General features: G+C 71.1%; 19 protein-coding genes. 18 read left to right on the top strand and 1 reads right to left on the bottom strand.

Features of this window, described 5'->3' with window-relative positions; all coding sequences use genetic code 11:
- Positions 1 to 47 precede the first annotated feature (47 nt).
- The 3 genes from IH61_RS0113375 (at position 48) to IH61_RS0113365 (ending at position 3,049) form a co-directional block, all read left to right on the top strand.
- Positions 48 to 1,256: a site-2 protease family protein gene (locus tag IH61_RS0113375; protein WP_031069179.1), complete on the top strand. Its 1,209-nt coding sequence runs from the start codon at positions 48 to 50 to the stop codon at positions 1,254 to 1,256.
- A gap of 79 nt (positions 1,257 to 1,335) precedes the next feature.
- Entirely contained in the window at positions 1,336 to 2,295 is a 960-nt protein-coding gene (locus tag IH61_RS0113370) for a tRNA (adenine-N1)-methyltransferase (protein WP_031069177.1), read from the top strand.
- Positions 2,296 to 2,443: 148 nt separating this feature from the next.
- Positions 2,444 to 3,049, top strand: a complete 606-nt coding sequence (locus IH61_RS0113365) for a hypothetical protein (RefSeq protein ID WP_051836971.1) — start codon at positions 2,444 to 2,446, stop codon at positions 3,047 to 3,049.
- A gap of 18 nt (positions 3,050 to 3,067) precedes the next feature.
- Here the strand turns inward: IH61_RS0113365 and IH61_RS0113360 are convergent, their stop codons facing one another.
- Complete coding sequence (locus IH61_RS0113360; RefSeq protein ID WP_031069173.1) at positions 3,068 to 3,373, bottom strand: ferredoxin; 306 nt, start codon at positions 3,371 to 3,373, stop codon at positions 3,068 to 3,070.
- Positions 3,374 to 3,657: 284 nt separating this feature from the next.
- Between IH61_RS0113360 and arc the strand changes: the two genes are divergently transcribed.
- From arc to tatC, 15 genes are all read left to right on the top strand, one after another.
- Entirely contained in the window at positions 3,658 to 5,424 is a 1,767-nt protein-coding gene (gene arc / locus IH61_RS0113355; RefSeq protein ID WP_031069171.1) for a proteasome ATPase, read from the top strand.
- A gap of 192 nt (positions 5,425 to 5,616) precedes the next feature.
- Entirely contained in the window at positions 5,617 to 7,128 is a 1,512-nt protein-coding gene (dop, locus tag IH61_RS0113350; RefSeq protein ID WP_031069169.1) for a depupylase/deamidase Dop, read from the top strand.
- A 182-nt stretch (positions 7,129 to 7,310) separates the two neighbouring features.
- Positions 7,311 to 7,529, top strand: coding sequence for a ubiquitin-like protein Pup (locus IH61_RS0113345; RefSeq protein WP_031069167.1), 219 nt, complete (start codon positions 7,311 to 7,313; stop codon positions 7,527 to 7,529).
- 155 nt (positions 7,530 to 7,684) lie between these two features.
- On the top strand, positions 7,685 to 8,527 hold the full coding sequence (prcB, locus tag IH61_RS0113340) for a proteasome subunit beta (protein ID WP_031069166.1): 843 nt from the start codon (positions 7,685 to 7,687) through the stop codon (positions 8,525 to 8,527).
- 31 nt (positions 8,528 to 8,558) lie between these two features.
- Complete coding sequence (gene prcA / locus IH61_RS0113335; RefSeq protein ID WP_031069165.1) at positions 8,559 to 9,320, top strand: proteasome subunit alpha; 762 nt, start codon at positions 8,559 to 8,561, stop codon at positions 9,318 to 9,320.
- A gap of 115 nt (positions 9,321 to 9,435) precedes the next feature.
- Positions 9,436 to 10,797, top strand: a complete 1,362-nt coding sequence (pafA, locus tag IH61_RS0113330) for a Pup--protein ligase (protein ID WP_031069164.1) — start codon at positions 9,436 to 9,438, stop codon at positions 10,795 to 10,797.
- Between the two features lie 128 nt (positions 10,798 to 10,925).
- The gene (locus IH61_RS0113325) at positions 10,926 to 11,915 is read left to right on the top strand and encodes an FKBP-type peptidyl-prolyl cis-trans isomerase (protein ID WP_031069163.1); all 990 of its coding nucleotides are present in this window, start codon (positions 10,926 to 10,928) and stop codon (positions 11,913 to 11,915) included.
- 252 nt (positions 11,916 to 12,167) lie between these two features.
- Positions 12,168 to 13,490: an FKBP-type peptidyl-prolyl cis-trans isomerase gene (locus tag IH61_RS0113320; RefSeq protein WP_051836969.1), complete on the top strand. Its 1,323-nt coding sequence runs from the start codon at positions 12,168 to 12,170 to the stop codon at positions 13,488 to 13,490.
- A gap of 162 nt (positions 13,491 to 13,652) precedes the next feature.
- Entirely contained in the window at positions 13,653 to 14,036 is a 384-nt protein-coding gene (locus tag IH61_RS0113315) for an FKBP-type peptidyl-prolyl cis-trans isomerase (RefSeq protein ID WP_031069159.1), read from the top strand.
- Between the two features lie 165 nt (positions 14,037 to 14,201).
- Positions 14,202 to 15,176: a helix-turn-helix transcriptional regulator gene (locus IH61_RS0113310; protein WP_031069157.1), complete on the top strand. Its 975-nt coding sequence runs from the start codon at positions 14,202 to 14,204 to the stop codon at positions 15,174 to 15,176.
- Positions 15,173 to 16,129, top strand: a complete 957-nt coding sequence (locus IH61_RS0113305) for a helix-turn-helix transcriptional regulator (protein WP_031069156.1) — start codon at positions 15,173 to 15,175, stop codon at positions 16,127 to 16,129. Before IH61_RS0113310 ends, IH61_RS0113305 begins: the two co-directional genes overlap by 4 nt.
- Positions 16,130 to 16,132: 3 nt before the next feature.
- Positions 16,133 to 16,363: a hypothetical protein gene (locus tag IH61_RS0113300; protein WP_031069154.1), complete on the top strand. Its 231-nt coding sequence runs from the start codon at positions 16,133 to 16,135 to the stop codon at positions 16,361 to 16,363.
- A gap of 51 nt (positions 16,364 to 16,414) precedes the next feature.
- Positions 16,415 to 16,594, top strand: a complete 180-nt coding sequence (locus IH61_RS0113295; RefSeq protein WP_031069152.1) for a hypothetical protein — start codon at positions 16,415 to 16,417, stop codon at positions 16,592 to 16,594.
- 215 nt (positions 16,595 to 16,809) lie between these two features.
- A complete protein-coding gene (gene tatA / locus IH61_RS0113290; RefSeq protein ID WP_031069150.1) occupies positions 16,810 to 17,088 on the top strand; it encodes a Sec-independent protein translocase subunit TatA in 279 nt (92 codons plus the stop codon).
- Positions 17,089 to 17,225: 137 nt separating this feature from the next.
- Complete coding sequence (gene tatC / locus IH61_RS0113285; RefSeq protein WP_051836967.1) at positions 17,226 to 18,119, top strand: twin-arginine translocase subunit TatC; 894 nt, start codon at positions 17,226 to 17,228, stop codon at positions 18,117 to 18,119.
- Positions 18,120 to 18,217: the final 98 nt, after the last annotated feature.

Here is an 18,217-nt window from a genome sequence, read left to right as displayed (position 1 = left end):
GTGGGCGCACCGGGCACGACGCGGCGGAGACGACCGAAGGGATCACGGTGAGCGACAGCAGGGGGCAGCAGACCTCCGACCAGCCGCCGAAGGACGACCGCGGGCGCCGCCCGGAGCCGCCCGGGCGCGGCGGCGGCATCCTGATGGGCCGCCCCTTCGGCGTGCCGATCTACGTCACCCCCTCCTGGTTCGTCATCGCCGCGCTGATCACCTGGGTCTTCGGCGGCCAGCTCGGCGACGTCCTGCCCGACCTCGGCGGCGCCCGCTACCTCCTCGCGTTCTTCTTCGCCGTCGCCTTCTACGCCTCCGTCCTGGTGCACGAGCTCGCCCACACCCTGGTCGCGCTGCGCTACCGGCTCGGGGTGCGGCGCATCCAGCTGCAGTTCTTCGGCGGCGTCTCGGAGATCGAGAACGAGGCCGAGTCGCCCTGGCGCGAGTTCTGGCTCGCCTTCGTCGGCCCGCTGCTCTCGCTCGTCCTCGGTGGGCTGTTCCTGCTGGCCGTGCAGGCCGTGGAGCTCTCCACCGTGCCCGGGGTGCTGCTCACCGGGCTGACGGTCGCCAACTTCGTCGTCGCCGCCTTCAACCTGCTGCCGGGCCTGCCGCTGGACGGCGGCCGGATGCTGCGCGCCGTGGTCTGGGCGATCACCGGCAGGCCCATGGCCGGCACCGTCGCCGCCGCCTGGGCGGGCCGGGTGCTCGCCGTCGCCGTCCTCGTCGGCCTGCCGCTGCTCAACGCGGCCCGCACCACCGAGCGCTCCGGAACCGACACCCTGGTCGACGCCGTCCTGGCCGCCGTCCTCGCCGCGATCATCTGGAACGGCGCGACGGGCAGCCTGCGCAACGCCCGCCTCAAGGAGGTCCTGCCGGGCCTGAGGCTGCGCGACATCGCCCGCCGCGCCGTCGAGGTCACCGCCGACACCCCCCTCGGCGAGGCCATGCGCCGCGCCCGCGAGGCCCAGGCCGGCGCCGTCGTGGTGGTGGACGGCCGGGGCGAGCCGATCGCCATCGTCCGCGAGTCGGCCGTACGGGCCGTGCCCGAGCACCGCCGCCCCTGGGTCTCCGTCGGCCCGCTCTCCCGCGACCTGGAGCCCGGCATGCGCCTGGACGCCGACCTCGGCGGCGAGGACCTGCTGCGCGCCCTCCAGGCCACCCCGGCGGGGGAGTACCTCGTCGTCGAGGCGGACGGCCGGATGTTCGGCGTCGCCGCGCTCACCGACATCGAGCAGCGCCTCAGCTCCGCCCTGGCCCGGTACTGAGCGGCCGCGCGGGAGGCCGTGATCGTTCCGCGACAGCCCTGGTCGGGCGGGCCGGTGCGCTTCCCGTAGGATTGCCCGCATGTCCGAACCGACCGGTGCCGCCCGCCGACGCGGGCCCTTCCAGGTCGGGGACCAGGTCCAGCTGACCGACCCCAAGGGTCGCCACTACACGTTCACGCTCCAGGCCGGGAACCAGTTCCACACCCACAAGGGTGCGTTCCCCCACGACGAGCTGATCGGCGCCCCCGAGGGCACGGTCGTGCGCACCACGGGGAACGTCCCGTACCTCGCGCTGCGCCCCCTGCTCCCCGACTACGTCCTGTCCATGCCGCGCGGCGCCGCCGTGATCTACCCCAAGGACGCGGGTCAGATCCTGGCGATGGCCGACATCTTCGCGGGTGCCCGCGTGGTCGAGGCCGGAGTCGGCTCGGGAGCGCTCAGCACGTACCTGCTGCGCGCCGTCGGCGACACCGGCATGCTCGCCTCGTACGAGCGCCGGCAGGACTTCGCCGACATCGCCCAGGGCAACGTGGAGCGCTACTTCGGCGGCCCGCACCCGGCGTGGAAGCTCACCGTCGGCGACCTCCAGGACAACCTGGTCGAGACCGACGTCGACCGCGTCATCCTCGACATGCTCGCCCCCTGGGAGTGCCTGGACGTCGCCGCAGGCGCGCTCGTCCCCGGCGGCCTGATCTGCTGCTACGTGGCCACCACCACGCAGATGTCGCGCACCGTCGAGGCGCTGCGCGAGCACGGCAGCTTCACCGAGCCGCAGGCGTGGGAGACCATGGTCCGCACCTGGCACCTGGAGGGCCTGGCCGTCCGCCCGGACCACCGGATGATCGGCCACACCGGCTTCCTGCTCACCGCCCGCCGCCTGGCGGACGGCGTCGAGCCGCCGCTGCGCCGCCGCCGCCCCGCCAAGGGCGCGTACGGCGAGGACTACGACAACGGGGCGTCCGAGATGACGCTCCAGGAGCGCGCCGCCGCCCGCAAGGCCGCCCGCGAGGCGGACCCGGAGCAGCCGGACCTCGGCTGACCGTTCAGCGATGTGAAGTGATGTGAAGCGATGTGAAGGGGGTGGTGCGGGCTTCGGCCCGTACCACCCCCTTCGTCGTGCGCGCCGCCCCGGTGTGGGACGATGCTGGCTCACCCGCACCACTGGACACCACTGGAGGGGACGCCTGGTGGAGACCGCGGTCAAGGCGCAGGCCGGACAGCAGACACCGCGGGGCCGTACGGGCCCCGGGCACCCGCGAACTTCCGCCTGGCACTGGGCCCTTGCCCTCGCCGGCTGCGGCGCGGTGGTCGCCACCGCCCTCGCCGCCTCCCCGGCGACCGGCACCCCGGTGCCGCTGCGCTCCACCCCCTCGGCGCTGCCCCCGGCCGCCGCCCCCGACCCGAGCGGGGCACAACTGCCGCTCGACTGCGGCCCGTTCCCGGTGAAGGCCGCGCTCAGCGTGCCCGCCGTCCTCGCCGACGGCAAACCGGCCACCGTCGTCGCCGCGCACTGCGACGCCGAGAACGGCACCCCGCCGGACGCCGTCTACCTGCTGGGCTTCGGCGCCGACCGCACCCCCACCGTGCTCGCCACCCTGCTCTCCGAGCGGGAGAACCTCACCGTCGGCCGGCTCGCGCTGCGCTCGGACGGGGCCATCACCGGCCACGCGCAGGGGTATTCGAGCGACGACGTGCCGCGCTACGCCCCCGACCTCTCGCTCGACCTGACCTGGACGCGCAGGGGCGGCGGCTGGGAACGCTCCCAGACCGCCGCCCCGGTCAGCCGTACGTAGGGCCCGCAGGGCCCGCCGCTACTCGGCGTCAGGCCCGTACACCTCGACCCGGTCCGAGACCCGGCGCACGTGGATGCAGTCGCCGGGGCACTCCTTCGCCGAGTCCACCACGTCCTGAAGGATCGTCAGCGGCACCGGGGCGGTCTCCCCGGGTTGCTGGCGCAACTCCTCGTCAGGGCCCTTCACATAGGCCAGCCCGTCGATGTCCAGCTCGAAGACCTCGGGGGCGTACTGCGCGCAGATGCCGTCGCCGGTGCACAGATCCTGGTCGATCCACACCTCCAGTTGCTCGGCCTGCGTCGCCGTCTGCTCGGTCACCGACATGTCCCCTGCCGTTTCTGTCCCGGGTCGACCCCGTTTCCGGGGTAATCCCGCCATTCGTACAACGATCGGACCCTGAGTACCGGTCGCGATCGGATATCACTTCGCTCGACGATACATCTGGCCTGCTTTGGGCGGTGCGCGGTGGGTATCCCCTTAGCAGAGGGGAAGCACGCTGGGGCGAAGATCGGACACGCCCGTTCCATCTTTCTTGATCTAGGGGTTTACGGACCCCTGGTCCCAGGTAGGGTCTGGAAGCGTCCAGCTCCCCGGAGGAGGTGAGGACCGTGGCAGCCCACGATGACGACTACAACCGCAGCACCGGCAGGCCCGCTCGTGGTTCCGACGAGGCCGCTCAGGTCTCGTTCCTTGAGCAGGAAATCGCCGTGCTGCGCCGCAAGCTCGCCGACTCGCCGCGCAATTCGAGAATCCTCGAAGAGCGGATCGTCGAGCTCCAGACCAACCTGGCCGGCGTGACCGCCCAGAACGAACGGCTCGCCTCCACCCTGCGTGAGGCCCGCGACCAGATCGTGGCCCTCAAGGAGGAAGTGGACCGGCTGGCACAGCCCCCGGCGGGCTTCGGCACCTTCCTCGAAGCCAACGAGGACGGCACCGCGGACATCTTCACCGGGGGGCGCAAGCTCCGCGTCAACGTCAGCCCCACCGTCGCCCTCGACGAACTGCGGCGCGGCCAGGAGGTGATGCTCAACGAGGCCCTCAACATCGTGGACGCGATGGCCTTCGAGCGCATCGGCGAGATCGTCACCCTCAAGGAGATCCTCGAGGACGGCGAACGCGCCCTGGTCATCGGCCACACCGACGACGAGCGGGTGGTGCGCCTCGCGGAACCGCTGCGGGGGATCACCATCCGGGCGGGGGACGCACTGCTGCTGGAACCGCGTTCCGGCTACGTGTACGAGGTCGTGCCGAAGTCCGAGGTCGAGGAGCTGGTCCTCGAGGAGGTCCCGGACATCGACTACCGCCAGATCGGCGGCCTCGGCAACCAGATCGAGCAGATCCGCGACGCGGTCGAGCTGCCGTACCTGCACGCCGACCTCTTCAAGGAGTACGAGCTGCGCCCGCCCAAGGGCGTCCTGCTCTACGGCCCGCCCGGCTGCGGCAAGACGCTCATCGCCAAGGCGGTCGCCAACTCGCTGGCCAAGAAGGTCGCCGAGGTCACCGGCCGCCCGCAGGGGAAGAGCTACTTCCTCAACATCAAGGGCCCCGAGCTGCTCAACAAGTACGTGGGCGAGACCGAGCGGCAGATCCGCCTGGTCTTCCAGCGGGCCCGGGAGAAGGCGAGCGAGGGCACGCCCGTCATCGTCTTCTTCGACGAGATGGAGTCGCTCTTCCGCACCCGCGGCTCGGGTGTCAGCTCGGACGTGGAGAACACCATCGTCCCGCAGCTGCTCGCCGAGATCGACGGCGTGGAGGGCCTGGAGAACGTCATCGTCATCGGCGCCTCGAACCGCGAGGACATGATCGACCCGGCGATCCTGCGGCCCGGCCGCCTGGACGTCAAGATCAAGATCGAGCGCCCCGACGCCGAGGCCGCGAAGGACATCTTCTCCAAGTACCTCAAGGACTCGCTGCCGTTCCACCCGGACGACCTCAAGGAGCACGACGGCTCCCTCGGGGCCACGGTGGCCGCGATGATCCAGTCCGTGGTGGAGCGGATGTACTCCGAGACGGAGGAGAACCGCTTCCTGGAGGTCACCTACGCCAACGGTGACAAGGAGGTCCTGTACTTCAAGGACTTCAACTCCGGCGCGATGATCCAGAACATCGTCGACCGCGCGAAGAAGATGGCCATCAAGGACTTCCTCGACCACGGTCAGCGCGGCCTTCGCGTCTCCCACCTGCTCGCCGCCTGCGTGGACGAGTTCAAGGAGAACGAGGACCTGCCCAACACCACCAACCCGGACGACTGGGCCCGCATCTCCGGCAAGAAGGGCGAGCGGATCGTCTTCATCCGCACCCTCGTCACCGGGAAGCAGGGCGCCGAGTCCGGCCGCTCCATCGACACCGTCGCCAACACGGGGCAGTACCTGTAAGCACCTGCACACCGTCCGGCTGTGGCGCCTCGCGGCCCCGCAGCCGGACGGCGCGTCTCGGGGCCCGCCTCTCAGCGCCGGGTTCTAGGCTCGACCCACCGTCCGCGGGCACAACGCCGGCGTCGGTGTTGTTCAGCGGTACGTCAGTGTGTTCCGCCCGTCCGGGGCGGGCCACGGGGCAAGGAGGGCCGCATGACCGTACGGCGCGTGATGGGGATCGAGACCGAGTACGGGATCTCCGTACCCGGGCACCCCAACGCCAACGCCATGCTCACCTCGTCCCAGATCGTCAACGCGTACGCGGCGGCGATGCACCGGGCCCGGCGGGCCCGCTGGGACTTCGAGGAGGAGAACCCGCTGCGCGACGCGCGGGGCTTCGACCTCGCGCGCGAGGTGGCGGACGCCAGCCAGCTGACCGACGAGGACATCGGCCTCGCCAACGTGATCCTCACCAACGGGGCCCGGTTCTACGTGGACCACGCGCACCCGGAGTACAGCTCGCCCGAGGTGACCAACCCGCGCGACGCCGTGCTCTGGGACAAGGCCGGCGAGCGGATCATGGCCGCCGCCGCCCGGCGCGCGCTGGAGCTGCCCAACGGGCAGAACATCCTCCTGTACAAGAACAACACCGACAACAAGGGCGCCTCCTACGGCACCCACGAGAACTACCTGATGAAGCGGGCGACGCCGTTCGCCGACATCGTCCGCCACCTCACGCCGTTCTTCGTCTCCCGCCAGGTCGTGACCGGCGCCGGCCGGGTGGGCCTGGGCCAGGACGGCTCGGCGCACGGCTTCCAGATCAGCCAGCGCGCCGACTACTTCGAGGTCGAGGTCGGCCTGGAGACCACCCTCAAGCGGCCGATCATCAACACCCGCGACGAACCGCACGCCGACGCCGAGAAGTACCGCCGGCTGCACGTGATCATCGGGGACGCCAACCTCTCCGAGATCTCCACCTACCTCAAGCTGGGCACCACCTCGCTGGTCCTGTCGATGATCGAGGACTCCTTCATCGCCTCCGACCTCGCCGTCGACCAGCCGGTGCGCACCCTGCACCGGGTCTCCCACGACCCGAACCTCAAGCACCTCATCACCCTGCGCAACGGGCGCAAGCTCACCGCCGTCCAGCTCCAGCTGGAGTACTTCGAGCTGGCCCGCAAGTACGTCGAGGACCGCTTCGGCACGGACGCCGACGAGCAGACCGTGGACGTGCTGGCCCGCTGGGAGGACGTCCTGGCCCGCCTGGAGAACGACCCGATGTCGCTCTCCAAGCAACTGGACTGGATCGCCAAGCGGGAGATCCTGGAGGGCTACCGCAGCCGGGACGCGCTGGAGTGGGACAACTCCCGGCTCCACCTCGTGGACCTCCAGTACAGCGACGTGCGGCCCGAGAAGGGCCTCTACAACCGTCTGGTGGCCCGCGGCCGCTTCGAGCGGCTGGTGACCGAGGAGGAGGTCGAGCGGGCCGTCACCCAGCCCCCGGAGGACACCAGGGCCTACTTCCGCGGGCGCTGCCTCGACCAGTACGCCGAGCACGTCGCGGCGGCCTCCTGGGACTCGGTGATCTTCGACCTGCCGGGGCGGGACTCGTTGCAGAGGGTGCCCACCCTGGAGCCGCTGCGGGGCACCCGCAACCACGTCAAGGAACTGCTGGACCGCTGCCGCACGGCGGAGGACCTCCTCCGCGTCCTGGCCGGCGGGTAACTTTTCGATCACCACGGGTGAACGTCCGCCGAATGGGAATCATCCGGGGTGGCAGCGGGTGTTGGACAGGAAGCGCCACCGGCAAACCGGGAGCGGCAGTCGCACCTTGTGTATAGGGTCGGTGCAACCAGCACCGACCCACCGACCAAACCGTGCCAGACGAATCGAGCGGGGTGAGGGAAATGGCGAGCAAGGACACCGGCGGCGGCCAGCAGCGGGCGAACCGCTCTTCCGAGGAGGTCGAGGAGCAGGCGGCGGAAACCCAGAATTCCGACGACCTCAAGGAGCGCCAGGAAAAGCTGAGCGACGACGTCGACGCGGTTCTCGACGAAATCGACGAGGTACTCGAGTCGAACGCCGAGGATTTCGTGCGCGGATTCGTGCAGAAGGGCGGGCAATAGCCCCCGCCCCCGGTATTCGGGAATTCACGGTCGCGACCGTCGAAACGCGGCCGGGCGGCCCGGCCGTCCGGCACCGGCCCTCCACCCGCTGACGATGATCGTCGGGCGGGTAGGGTGCGGGCAGCGCGCGCTTCAAGCTACCTGGAAGGAATCGTGTGGAACCCAACACTCGTGGCACCGGGCGTCTACCGGCTGCCTTCCTGACTCCGGGGTCGTCCTCGTTCCTGGACTTCCTCGCCGAGCACAAGCCGGAGATGCTGCCCGGCCACCGCGGGCTCCCCGAGGGGGCCGTGGTCGAGGCGCCGCACGGCACGACGATCGTCGCCGCGATCTTCGCCGGCGGCGTGGTGATCGCCGGTGACCGGCGGGCGACGATGGGCAACGTGATCGCCCAGCGCGACATCGAGAAGGTCTTCCCGGCCGACGAGTACAGCGCGGTCGGCATCGCCGGTACCGCGGGCCTCGCGGTCGAGATGGTCCGGCTGTTCCAGCTGGAACTGGAGCACTACGAGAAGATCGAGGGCACCACGCTCTCCCTGGAGGGCAAGGCCAACCGGCTGACCACCATGATCCGGGGCAACCTGGGCATGGCGATGCAGGGCCTGGCCGTCGTCCCGCTGTTCGCCGGCTACGACTTCGACCTCGGGCGCGGCCGGATCTTCAACTACGACGTCACCGGCGGGCGTTCGGAGGAGCGCGGGTTCGCCGCTACCGGCTCCGGCTCGGTGTTCGCGCGGGGCTCGCTCAAGAAGCTCTACCGCGAGGACCTGACGGCCGAGCAGGCCGCCACCCTGGTCATCCAGGCGCTCTACGACGCGGCCGACGACGACTCCGCCACCGGTGGCCCGGACCTCGCCCGCAAGATCTACCCCATCGTCTCGCTGATCACGGAGGACGGCTTCCGCCGGCTCACCGAGTCGGAGGTCGCCGAGATCGCCGTCGCGATCACCGACGAGCGCCTGACCCGTCCCAACGGCCCGCAGGCCCCGCTGATCTAGCCGCCACCTCACAGGAAAGGGACGACCGCCGGTGTCGACACCGTTCTACGTCTCACCCCAGCAGGCCATGGCGGACCGCGCGGAGTACGCCCGCAAGGGCATCGCGCGCGGTCGCAGCGTGGTCGTGCTCACCTACGCCGACGGCATCGTCTTCGTCGCGGAGAACACCTCGCGGGCGCTGCACAAGGTCTCCGAGATCTACGACAAGATCGCCTTCGCGGCGGTCGGCCGCTACAACGAGTTCGAGAACCTGCGCATCGGCGGCGTCCGCTACGCCGACCTGCGCGGCTACTCCTACGACCGGGCCGACGTGACCGCCCGGGGCCTGGCCAACGTCTACGCCCAGACGCTGGGCACCATCTTCTCCTCCGTCGGCGACAAGCCGTACGAGGTCGAGCTGATCGTGGCCGAGGTCGGCCGCGACGTCGACCAGGACCAGATCTACCGGCTCACGCCGGACGGCTCGGTCGTCGACGAGAAGAACTACGTGGTGGTCGGCGGCAACGCCGACTCCATCGGCAACTACCTGGGCCAGCGCCACCGCGCCGGGCTGAGCCTGACCGAGGCCGTCAGGGTCGCGGTCGACTCGCTGGCCCGCGACCCCAACGGGGGCAGCCCGCGCACCCTGACCCCGGAGCAGCTGGAGGTGGCCGTCCTCGACCGCCAGCGGTTCCAGCAACGCAAGTTCAAGCGCATCCTCGGCAACCAGCTCGGCCGGCTGCTCGAGGGCGACCAGTCCGCCGAGTCGGACGACGAGGACAGGCCGGCGGCCACCCCGCCGTCGGACGAGTAGTGCCAGAGGAGTCCCGTGCGGCGGCCCGACCGCCGTACGGGGCTCCGGTGCCCCTGCGGCGGCCCAGCCGCCGTGGAGGCGGTTTCGGACAGCTCCGACAGACAAGGGAGTGCTCATGGACCGCCGGATTTTCGGGCTGGAGAACGAGTACGGCGTGACCTGTACGTTCCGCGGGCAGCGGCGGCTGTCGCCGGACGAAGTGGCGCGGTACCTGTTCCGCCGGGTCGTCTCCTGGGGCCGCAGCAGCAACGTGTTCCTGCGCAACGGCGCCCGCCTCTACCTCGACGTCGGCTCCCACCCCGAGTACGCCACCCCCGAGTGCGACAACGTCGTCGAGCTGGTGACGCACGACAAGGCGGGCGAGCGCATCCTCGAAGGGCTCCTGGTGGACGCCGAGCGGCGGCTGCACGAGGAGGGCATCGCGGGGGACGTCTACCTCTTCAAGAACAACACCGACTCGGCCGGCAACTCCTACGGCTGCCACGAGAACTACTGCGTGACCCGGCACGGGGAGTTCTCCCGCCTCGCGGACGTGCTCATCCCGTTCCTGGTCACCCGGCAGCTGATCTGCGGGGCCGGCAAGGTGCTGCAGACCCCGCGCGGCGCGGTCTACTGCGTCAGCCAGCGGGCCGAGCACATCTGGGAGGGCGTGAGCTCCGCGACCACCCGCTCCCGTCCGATCATCAACACCAGGGACGAGCCGCACGCGGACGCCGAGCGCTACCGCCGGCTGCACGTGATCGTCGGCGACTCCAACATGTCGGAGACCACGACGCTGCTCAAGGTCGGCTCCACCGACCTGGTGCTGCGGCTGATCGAGGCCGGCGTGGTGATGCGCGACCTCACGCTGGAGAACCCGATCCGGGCGATCCGCGAGGTCAGCCACGACCTCACCGGCACCCACCAGGTGCGCCTGGCCAACGGCCGGGAGGCCAGTGCGCTGGACATCCAGGAGGAGTACTACACCAAGGCCCTGGAGTTCGCCGACCGCAAGGGCATCAACACCGGCACCGTCGCCCAGGTCCTCGACCTGTGGGGCCGCACCCTGGAGGCCGTGCGCAGCGAGAACCTCGACGAGGTGGCCACCGAGATCGACTGGATCATGAAGTACAAGCTCATCGAGCGCTACCGCGAGAAGCACCAGATGAGCATGTCCAACCCCCGGGTGGCGCAGATCGACCTCGCGTACCACGACATCCACCGCCGGCGCGGGCTGTTCTACCTGCTCCAGGGCAAGGGGCAGGCGAAGCGGGTGACCACCGACCTGAAGACCTTCGAGGCCAAGTCGGTGCCGCCGCAGACCACCCGGGCCCGGCTGCGCGGGGACTTCATCCGGCGGGCGCAGGAGCAGCGGCGGGACTTCACGGTGGACTGGGTGCACCTGAAGCTGAACGACCAGGCGCAGCGCACCGTCCTGTGCAAGGACCCGTTCCGGTCGGTGGACGAGCGGGTGGAGAAGCTGATCGCGGGGATGTGACGTTCCCGCGGGTCAGGTGATTCGGGCGGTTCCGGCCCCGGTGGTGTCTACCGGGGCCGGAGGCGTGCCGGGCATACGCTGTGGGTCGAGTTGGGGATGGCCGACTTCGACCGACAGTTAGGACCACCGTGCGCCGCACCGCCGGTTTGCTTCTCACGCTGCCGCTGCTGCTCGCCGTCGGGTGCAGCAGCTCGCCCAAGGCGGCATCCCCGGCGACGCCGTCCACGGCCAGTGCGCCCCCGACCGTGCCCGCTCCGGTCAGCGAGGCGTCGCCGATGCCGGTCCTGTCCGGCGGCGGTTTCGGCAGCAAGGCGACCATCACCATCCCCGAGGGCGCCCGGCCCGGCGGGCAGTTCGTGGTGAACACGGTGAGCGAGGGCGAGCGGTCGGCCGTCAACAAGGGCGACTGGGTGACGGTCAACTACACGGCGAAGGACTGGACGACGGGCAAGGACCTGCCCAGTTCGTACGATCCGAACGGCAAGCCGCAGCTGTACCAGGCGGGCAGCGGGCAGCTGGTGCCGGCGCTGGACCAGAGCGTGATCGGCAAGAAGGTGGGCACCCGGCTGCTGGTGGTGGCCCCTCCGGCGGCGGCCTTCGGCGACCAGGGGTCGGACCAGCTGGGGGTGGCCAAGGGGGACACGGTGGTGTTCGTCCTGGACGTCGTGGAGGCGCTGCCGCCGGACTCCACGCTGACCGGGGCGATGACGCAGGCCGCCGCGACGCTGCCGCAGGTCAAGGACAACGGCAAGGCGCCGATGACCATCACGGTCCCGCAGGGGCAGGCGGCGCCGACGGACCTCCAGCAGGCGGTGCTGGTCAAGGGCGAGGGCAAGCCGGTCAGGAGCGGGCAGACGCTGGTGGTGCAGTACACCGGGGTGCTGTGGAGCAACGGCCAGCAGTTCGACGCCTCCTGGACGCACGGCGGCGCGCAGGCGGTGCAGATCGGCACCGGCAGCGTGATCGAGGGCTGGGACAAGGGCCTGGTCGGGCAGAACGTCGGCAGCCGGGTGCTGCTGGTGGTGCCGCCGGCGCTCGGCTACCAGGACAAGGCGCAGGGCGCCGTACCGGCGAACTCGACGCTGGTCTTCGTGATCGACATTCTCGAAGCGGTTTAGGGCCCGTCCTGTCGACCGGCCCCGGGAAGATCGGCAGGACGGGCCCTAGGAACTGGCCCCGGGGATTCCGTAGGCTTGGGCGGACGTTCGCAGACGCGCACGTCCGCCCTCATCCTGAGCTGTCATACTGCCCTCGCACTGTGGCAGGCGCCCCCGGCGCCCAGGTCCTGGGCGGGCGGTGCGGCGGGCGGCCCGGCTCTCACCACGCCGGGTGTGGACCTGAAGACCTCGTGGCGAGATGGATGGGGAGTCATGACTGAGAAGACGCCGAGCCCGGGCGGCGACGGCACCGCGGCGAACGGCCCTGCCGGTGACCCGGCCGCCTCGCGTCCCGGCGGGGCGGTTGCGGCGGATCGCGAGTCGATCGTCGTGCCCCCGTCGATCCTCGCGCAGCAGGCAGGCTGGGCGCAGCCGGGCGAGAGCCCGCGTCCGGCCGGTGCGGCGAAGGAGGAGGGCGACGACGCCCCGCAGATCTTCGCCAGCAACGTGCGCCGGGCCGACGTCTCCGAGGCCGGGTACGACGAGAACCCGCCCGGGGTGGGCCGTCTCGGTGTGATCCTCGGCACGGTCCTCGCCGTGCTGCTGGCCGGCAGCGCCGTGACGCTCTACCTGGTGAACAAGGACGGCGGTACCAAGGACGAGCCGTCGGCCGCCAAGCCGGACGCGGCCAAGACCGCGCCGCCCACGCCGACCACCGAGCCGGTGCCGCCGATCAAGGACAGCGCCAAGGTGCTGCCGACGATCACGGGCGACTTCGGCAAGAAGGCCGAGATCCAGGTGCCCGGCGAGAAGTCGGACGGCACCTTCGTGGTCAAGGTCCTCTCCGAGGGCAGCGGCCCCAAGGTGGAGAAGAACAACTGGACCTCGGTGGACTACACCGCCAAGGACTGGAACACGGGCAAGGACATCCCGAGCTCGTACGACAACAGCGGCAAGCCGCAGATCTTCCAGGCCGGCACGGACGCGCTGATCCCGGCGCTGGACCAGGCCGTGGTCGGGAAGAAGGCCGGTTCGCGCGTGCTGGTGGTGGCCCCGCCGGCCGCCGCGTTCGGCGACAAGGGCAAGGCCGACATGTCGATCGGCGCCAAGGACGACCTGATCTTCGTGATCGACATCCGCAACACCAACGCCCCGGACTCGGTGGTCAGCGGCACGGTCACCGCGCCGCCGGCGGACTTCCCGCAGGTCAAGGACAACGGCAAGAAGCCGGCGGAGATCACCCCGGTCGCCGGGGCGAAGGACCCGACCGAGCTCAGGACGCACGTCCTGATCAAGGGCACGGGCCCGGCGGTGGAGAAGGGCGAGAAGGTCGTCGTCCAGTACACCGGCGCGCTGTTCAAGGACGGCAAGGTCTTCGACTCCTCGCTCAGCAAGGGCCAGGCGTTCTCCTTCCCGGTGGGCGGCGGCCAGGTCATCCAGGGCTGGGACCAGGGGCTGGCGGGCCAGACCGTCGGCAGCCGGGTCGAGCTGGTGATCCCGGCGGCGCTGGCCTACGGCGACAAGGGCCAGGGCGACATCCCGCCGGGCTCGACGCTGGTCTTCGTGGTGGACATCCTCGACGCGGGTCAGGGCTGATCCACTTTCGGGTGACAATGGTGGGTGATTGACCTACGGGTCCGGCCGCGTGGCCGTTCCCGGACAGGCGGCGGGCACCCGTACGGTGGTCTGGCAACGGACCACGCGTGCGGATGCCCGCCGCTCGGTCGTGTACGGATTGCGAAAGCGAGAAGAGGGACTGTGAGCGTCAACCTCAACGAGAAGCCCGAGATCGACTTCCCGGGCGGCGAGGCCCCGACCGAGCTGAAGATCCGCGACATCGTCGTGGGCGACGGCGAGGAGGCCAAGCCGGGCCAGAACGTCAAGGTCCGCTACGTGGGCGTGACCTTCGAGACCGGCGAGGAGTTCGACGCGAGCTGGAACCGGAGCCCGAACGAGTTCCGCTTCCCGCTGGGCGGCGGCCGGGTCATCAAGGGCTGGGACCAGGGTGTCGTCGGCATGAAGGTCGGCGGTCGTCGTGAGCTGACCATCCCGTCGCACCTGGCGTACGGCGCGCAGTCGCCGACCTCGGCGATCCCGCCGCACTCGACCCTGATCTTCGTGGTCGACCTGCTGGGCGTCTGAGCCTGACGGGAGCGCGGGCCGGACCCCTTCGGGGGCCCGGCCCGCGGCTGTATCCGGAGGCGGCTTTTGCGGTGCGTACCGCTACCGGTACGGTCGGTCCCGCCGGGTACGGATCGCCCGGTTGGCGCACCCCGCGCGCGGCGCGGCACACCGGAAGGGTCAGCGATGGCGATCGCCAAGGCAGAGCGGCTGATGAATCTCGCCCTGTGCCTGATGAACACCAGACGTCCGCTCTCCAAGAAGGAGCTGCGGGAATCCATCGAGGCGTACCGCGAAGCCTGGCAGAACAGCAGCGAGGACGCCTTCAACCGGATGTTCGAGCGGGACAAGGACGACCTGCGCGAGCTCGGCCTGGTGATCGACGTCGACGAGAACGCGCTGGACGGGGAACTGGGCTACCTGGCCCGCCCCGACCGCAACCGGCTGCCGGAGATCGCGCTGGACGCCGAGGAGGCGGCCGCGCTGACCCTGGCCGCCCGGGTCTGGCAGCAGGCCAGGATGTCCGGCGCGGCCAGCGGAGCCCTGCAGAAGCTGCGGGCGGCCGGGGTGCCCTTCGCCGAGGCCGAGGGCCGTACCGCCCTGGAGCCGCGCATCCCCGGCCGGGAGGCCGCGTTCGAGCCGCTGCTCACCGCCGCCCGGGACCGCCGCCCGGTGACCTTCGAGTACCGCAAGGCCGGCGCGGCCGCCGCGGACCAGCGCACCGTGGAGCCGTGGGCGCTGGAGTGCTGGCGCGGGCACTGGTACCTGGCCGGGTACGACCGGGACCGGGGCGACGCCCGGGTGTTCCGGCTCAGCCGGATCGTCGGCAAGGTGCGCAGCAGGCCCGGCGCCTTCGCGGCGCCGGTGCCCGAGCACGTGGACGTGCGGGCCACCGTCGCCAAGTTCGCCGGGGAGGGCGCCACCGCCACCGCGACCGTACGGGTGCGGCGGGGCGCGGGCTTCCCGCTGCGCACCAAGGCGCTGAGCAGTGCCCGGGTGGACGAGGTCTGGGACGAGCTGGAGATCCCGTACGGCAACGGGCTGGGCGCCGACCTCGCCGAGTTCGGGCCGGACGTGCTGGTGCTCGGGCCGGAGGAGCTGCGGGCGGATGTGGTCGACCGGCTGCGGGCGGTCGCGGGTATCGAGGATGTGCGGGCATGAGCAATGCGATCGACCAGACGCGACGGATGCTGTCGCTGGTCACCTACCTGCGGGAGCGGCCCGGCGCCGAGGTGGCCGAGGTGGCGCGGGCGTTCGGGATCTCCGAGCGGGAGCTGATCGGGGACCTCAACGTGCTGCCGATGTGCGGCACCAGCTTCCGCGGCGGGGACCTGCTCGACATCGACACCGACGGCGAGCGGATCTGGTGGCACAACGTCGACGACGTGGCGCAGCCGCTGCGCCTGGCCGCCGACGAGGCGACCGCGCTGCTGGTGGCCGCCCGCGCGGTGGCCGGGCTGCCCGGGCTGCGGGCCGGGGACCGCGAGGCGCTCACCCGGGCCGTCGCCAAGATCGAGAACGCGGCCGGGGAGAGCGCCGAGGGCAGCGCCCGCGTCGGGGTGACCTTCGAGGCGGAGAGCCACGTCTTCGCGGACATCGACCGGGCGCTCAGCGAGGGCCGGCGGCTGTGGCTGCGGTACTACTCGCACGGGCGCGGCGGGATGACCGAGCGCGAGGTGGACCCGATCCGGCTGCTCACCGAGGGGCACACCTACCTGGAGGCGTGGTGCCGCACCTCGGAGGACCACCGGATGTTCCGGCTGGACCGGGTCGCGGAGATCCGGGTGCTGGACGTCCCGGCGGACCCGCCCCGGCGCGAGCCGCGCGACCTGAGCGGCGGGCTGGTCAACCCGGCGGCGGACGACCCGGAGGTGGTCGTCGAGGTGTCCTCCGGCGGGCGCTGGGTGGCCGAGTACTACACCCACGACACGGCCGAGGAACTGCCCGACGGCGGGCTGCGGATCACCCTGCGCAGCGCCGACCCCTCCCAGCTGCGCCCGCTGGCGCTGCGGCTGGGCCGGGACGGGCGCATCGTCTCCCCGCCGGAGCTGGCGGAGCAGGCGCGTTCGGCCGCGCGGGAGGCGCTGGCCGCCTACGGGGAGGGGCGGGCCTGAGGGGTGGAAGCCGGGACCAGGTTCAAGGTGTACTGCTCGCAGTGCCGGGAGAAGGTGGAGCTCCCGGCGGAGGACTTCCGGCTGACGCTGGGGCGCACCCCCGAGCAGGCGCACTACAGCTTCGGCTGTCCGCGCTGCGGGGCGGCGGTGCGCAAGGCCGCGGGGGCGAAGATCGTCGAGGCGCTCACGGCGGCGGGGGTGCGCACCATGCGGCTCGTGCCGGTGGACGGGTAGCGGCCGTTCGGGCGCGTTTCGGCGTGGGCGCGCGCGTATAGGGTGGGGCGCATGTCCTGGATGCTCGTCGCCGCCGTCCTGCTCGCCACCTCGGGCCTGCTGGTCCTCGGGGTCCTCGCGATCCGGCTCTGGGCGGACGTGCGGGTGCTGGCCAAGGGCGTGGACGCGGCCTCCCGGGCGCTCGCGGAGGCGGCGGAGGACCTCTCCGCCGCCGTCCCCCGACAGCACTGACCACGGGAGCGATAGCACAGGTCGCGGGTTCGGCGGTACCGGGGCTGATGCACGGGCGTGAGGGCGGGTTACGCTCTCAGATGGCTCCTGAAACTCCCGCACCGTCCGTCGGGGGCCGCTGTCCTGTTCGGGCGGTCGTCGTCGGGGCGTCATCCGCAGCGGTTACGATCCGCGCGGACGGCCCGGTGGGCCGCCATGAGTGAAGGTGGTCGCGCATGCGCATCTCGATGACCGCGATCGTGGTGGTCGTGATCTTCGCCATCGTGCTGTTCGGAGCCAAGAGGCTGCCCGGTGTGGCGCGGTCGCTGGGGCAGTCGCTGCGCATCCTCAAGAGCGAGGCCAAGGCGATGAGGACGGACGGGGAGCCGGCGGCGCCGCCCGCCGCTCCGGAGGCGGTGTCCGGCGGTCCGTCGGAGAAGACCGTCCAGTCCGCGCCGGGTGCCTCCTCCACGGCCCGTCCGGTGACCGAGGCCGAGGGCGAAGGGCGGCGCTGAGCCGCCCGTCGTCCAGGCGTGACCTGCGCGACCACTCAGGCCCGTCGACCGGCGGGCCTCTACGCACGATCTTCTGAGGACCGGGGTTGAGCAAGCTTTCCAAGGCGCCGAAGGCGTCCAAGAATCCTGAGGGGCGGATGGCTCTGGCCGACCACCTGCGGGAACTGCGCAACCGGGTGGTGAAGTCGGTCCTGGCGATCGTGGTGATCACGATCGTCGCCCTGATCTACCACAAGCAGATCGAGACCTTCCTGCTCAAGCCGCTGCCGCAGTGCACCACGGACACGGCGAAGGACTACCACGGGAAGTGCGCGCAGGTCTCCAACATCGGGCTGACCTCCGGTTTCACCTGGATGCTCCAGGTGGCGCTGACGGCCGGTGTGGTGGGTGCGGTGCCGGTCTGGCTCTGGCAGGTGTGGGCGTTCGTGGCGCCCGGTCTGCACAAGCACGAGAAGAAGTACAGCGTCATCTTCATGGTGTGCGGGGCGCCGCTGTTCCTGGCGGGCGTGGCCGTGGCCTTCCTGGTGCTGCCGACGACCGTCGAGGTGCTGATCCAGTTCACCCCGGACCAGACCACGCCGATCCTGCCGCCGAACGACTACTTCGACATCGCGACGCGGATGGTGCTGGTCTTCGGGCTGGCCTTCGAGTTCCCCCTGCTGCTCGTGATGATGAACATGATCGGCATGGTCACCGGCAAGCGGCTGCTGGGCTGGTGGCGCGGGATGGTCATGGCGATCACGGTGTTCGCGGCCTTCGCGATGCCGAGCGCGGACCCGGTGAGCATGCTGGCGCTGGCCGCGCCGATCTGGGCGCTGTACTTCATCGCGGTGGGCATCGCGCTGCTGAACGACCGGCGCAGGCGGCGCCGCAACCCGGACGCGGACCTGGACGACGAGGAAGCCTCGCACCTGGACCTGTCGGTGCAGCCGGTCGCGGGCGTCGAGGGCGTGCACGCCTCGGGCGCCCCGGTGGCGAGCGCGGCGCCGGTGCCGGCGGCGCGCCGCGAGCAGATGGACGACATCACCTGATCCTGATCCCGTGATCGTCGAGCGAGGAGCCCCGGCCCGCTGGCCGGGGCTTTTCGCCGTTCCGGAAGCCTTGGCAGGGTGGATGGCATGTGACATAT

Origin of the sequence: Streptomyces sp. NRRL WC-3742, from assembly GCF_000720635.1 — a bacterium.
Classification (GTDB): Bacteria; Actinomycetota; Actinomycetes; order Streptomycetales; family Streptomycetaceae; genus Kitasatospora.
The sequence above is the reverse complement of the archived record's forward strand: the minus strand, read 5'-3'. Positions and strand labels throughout refer to the sequence as shown.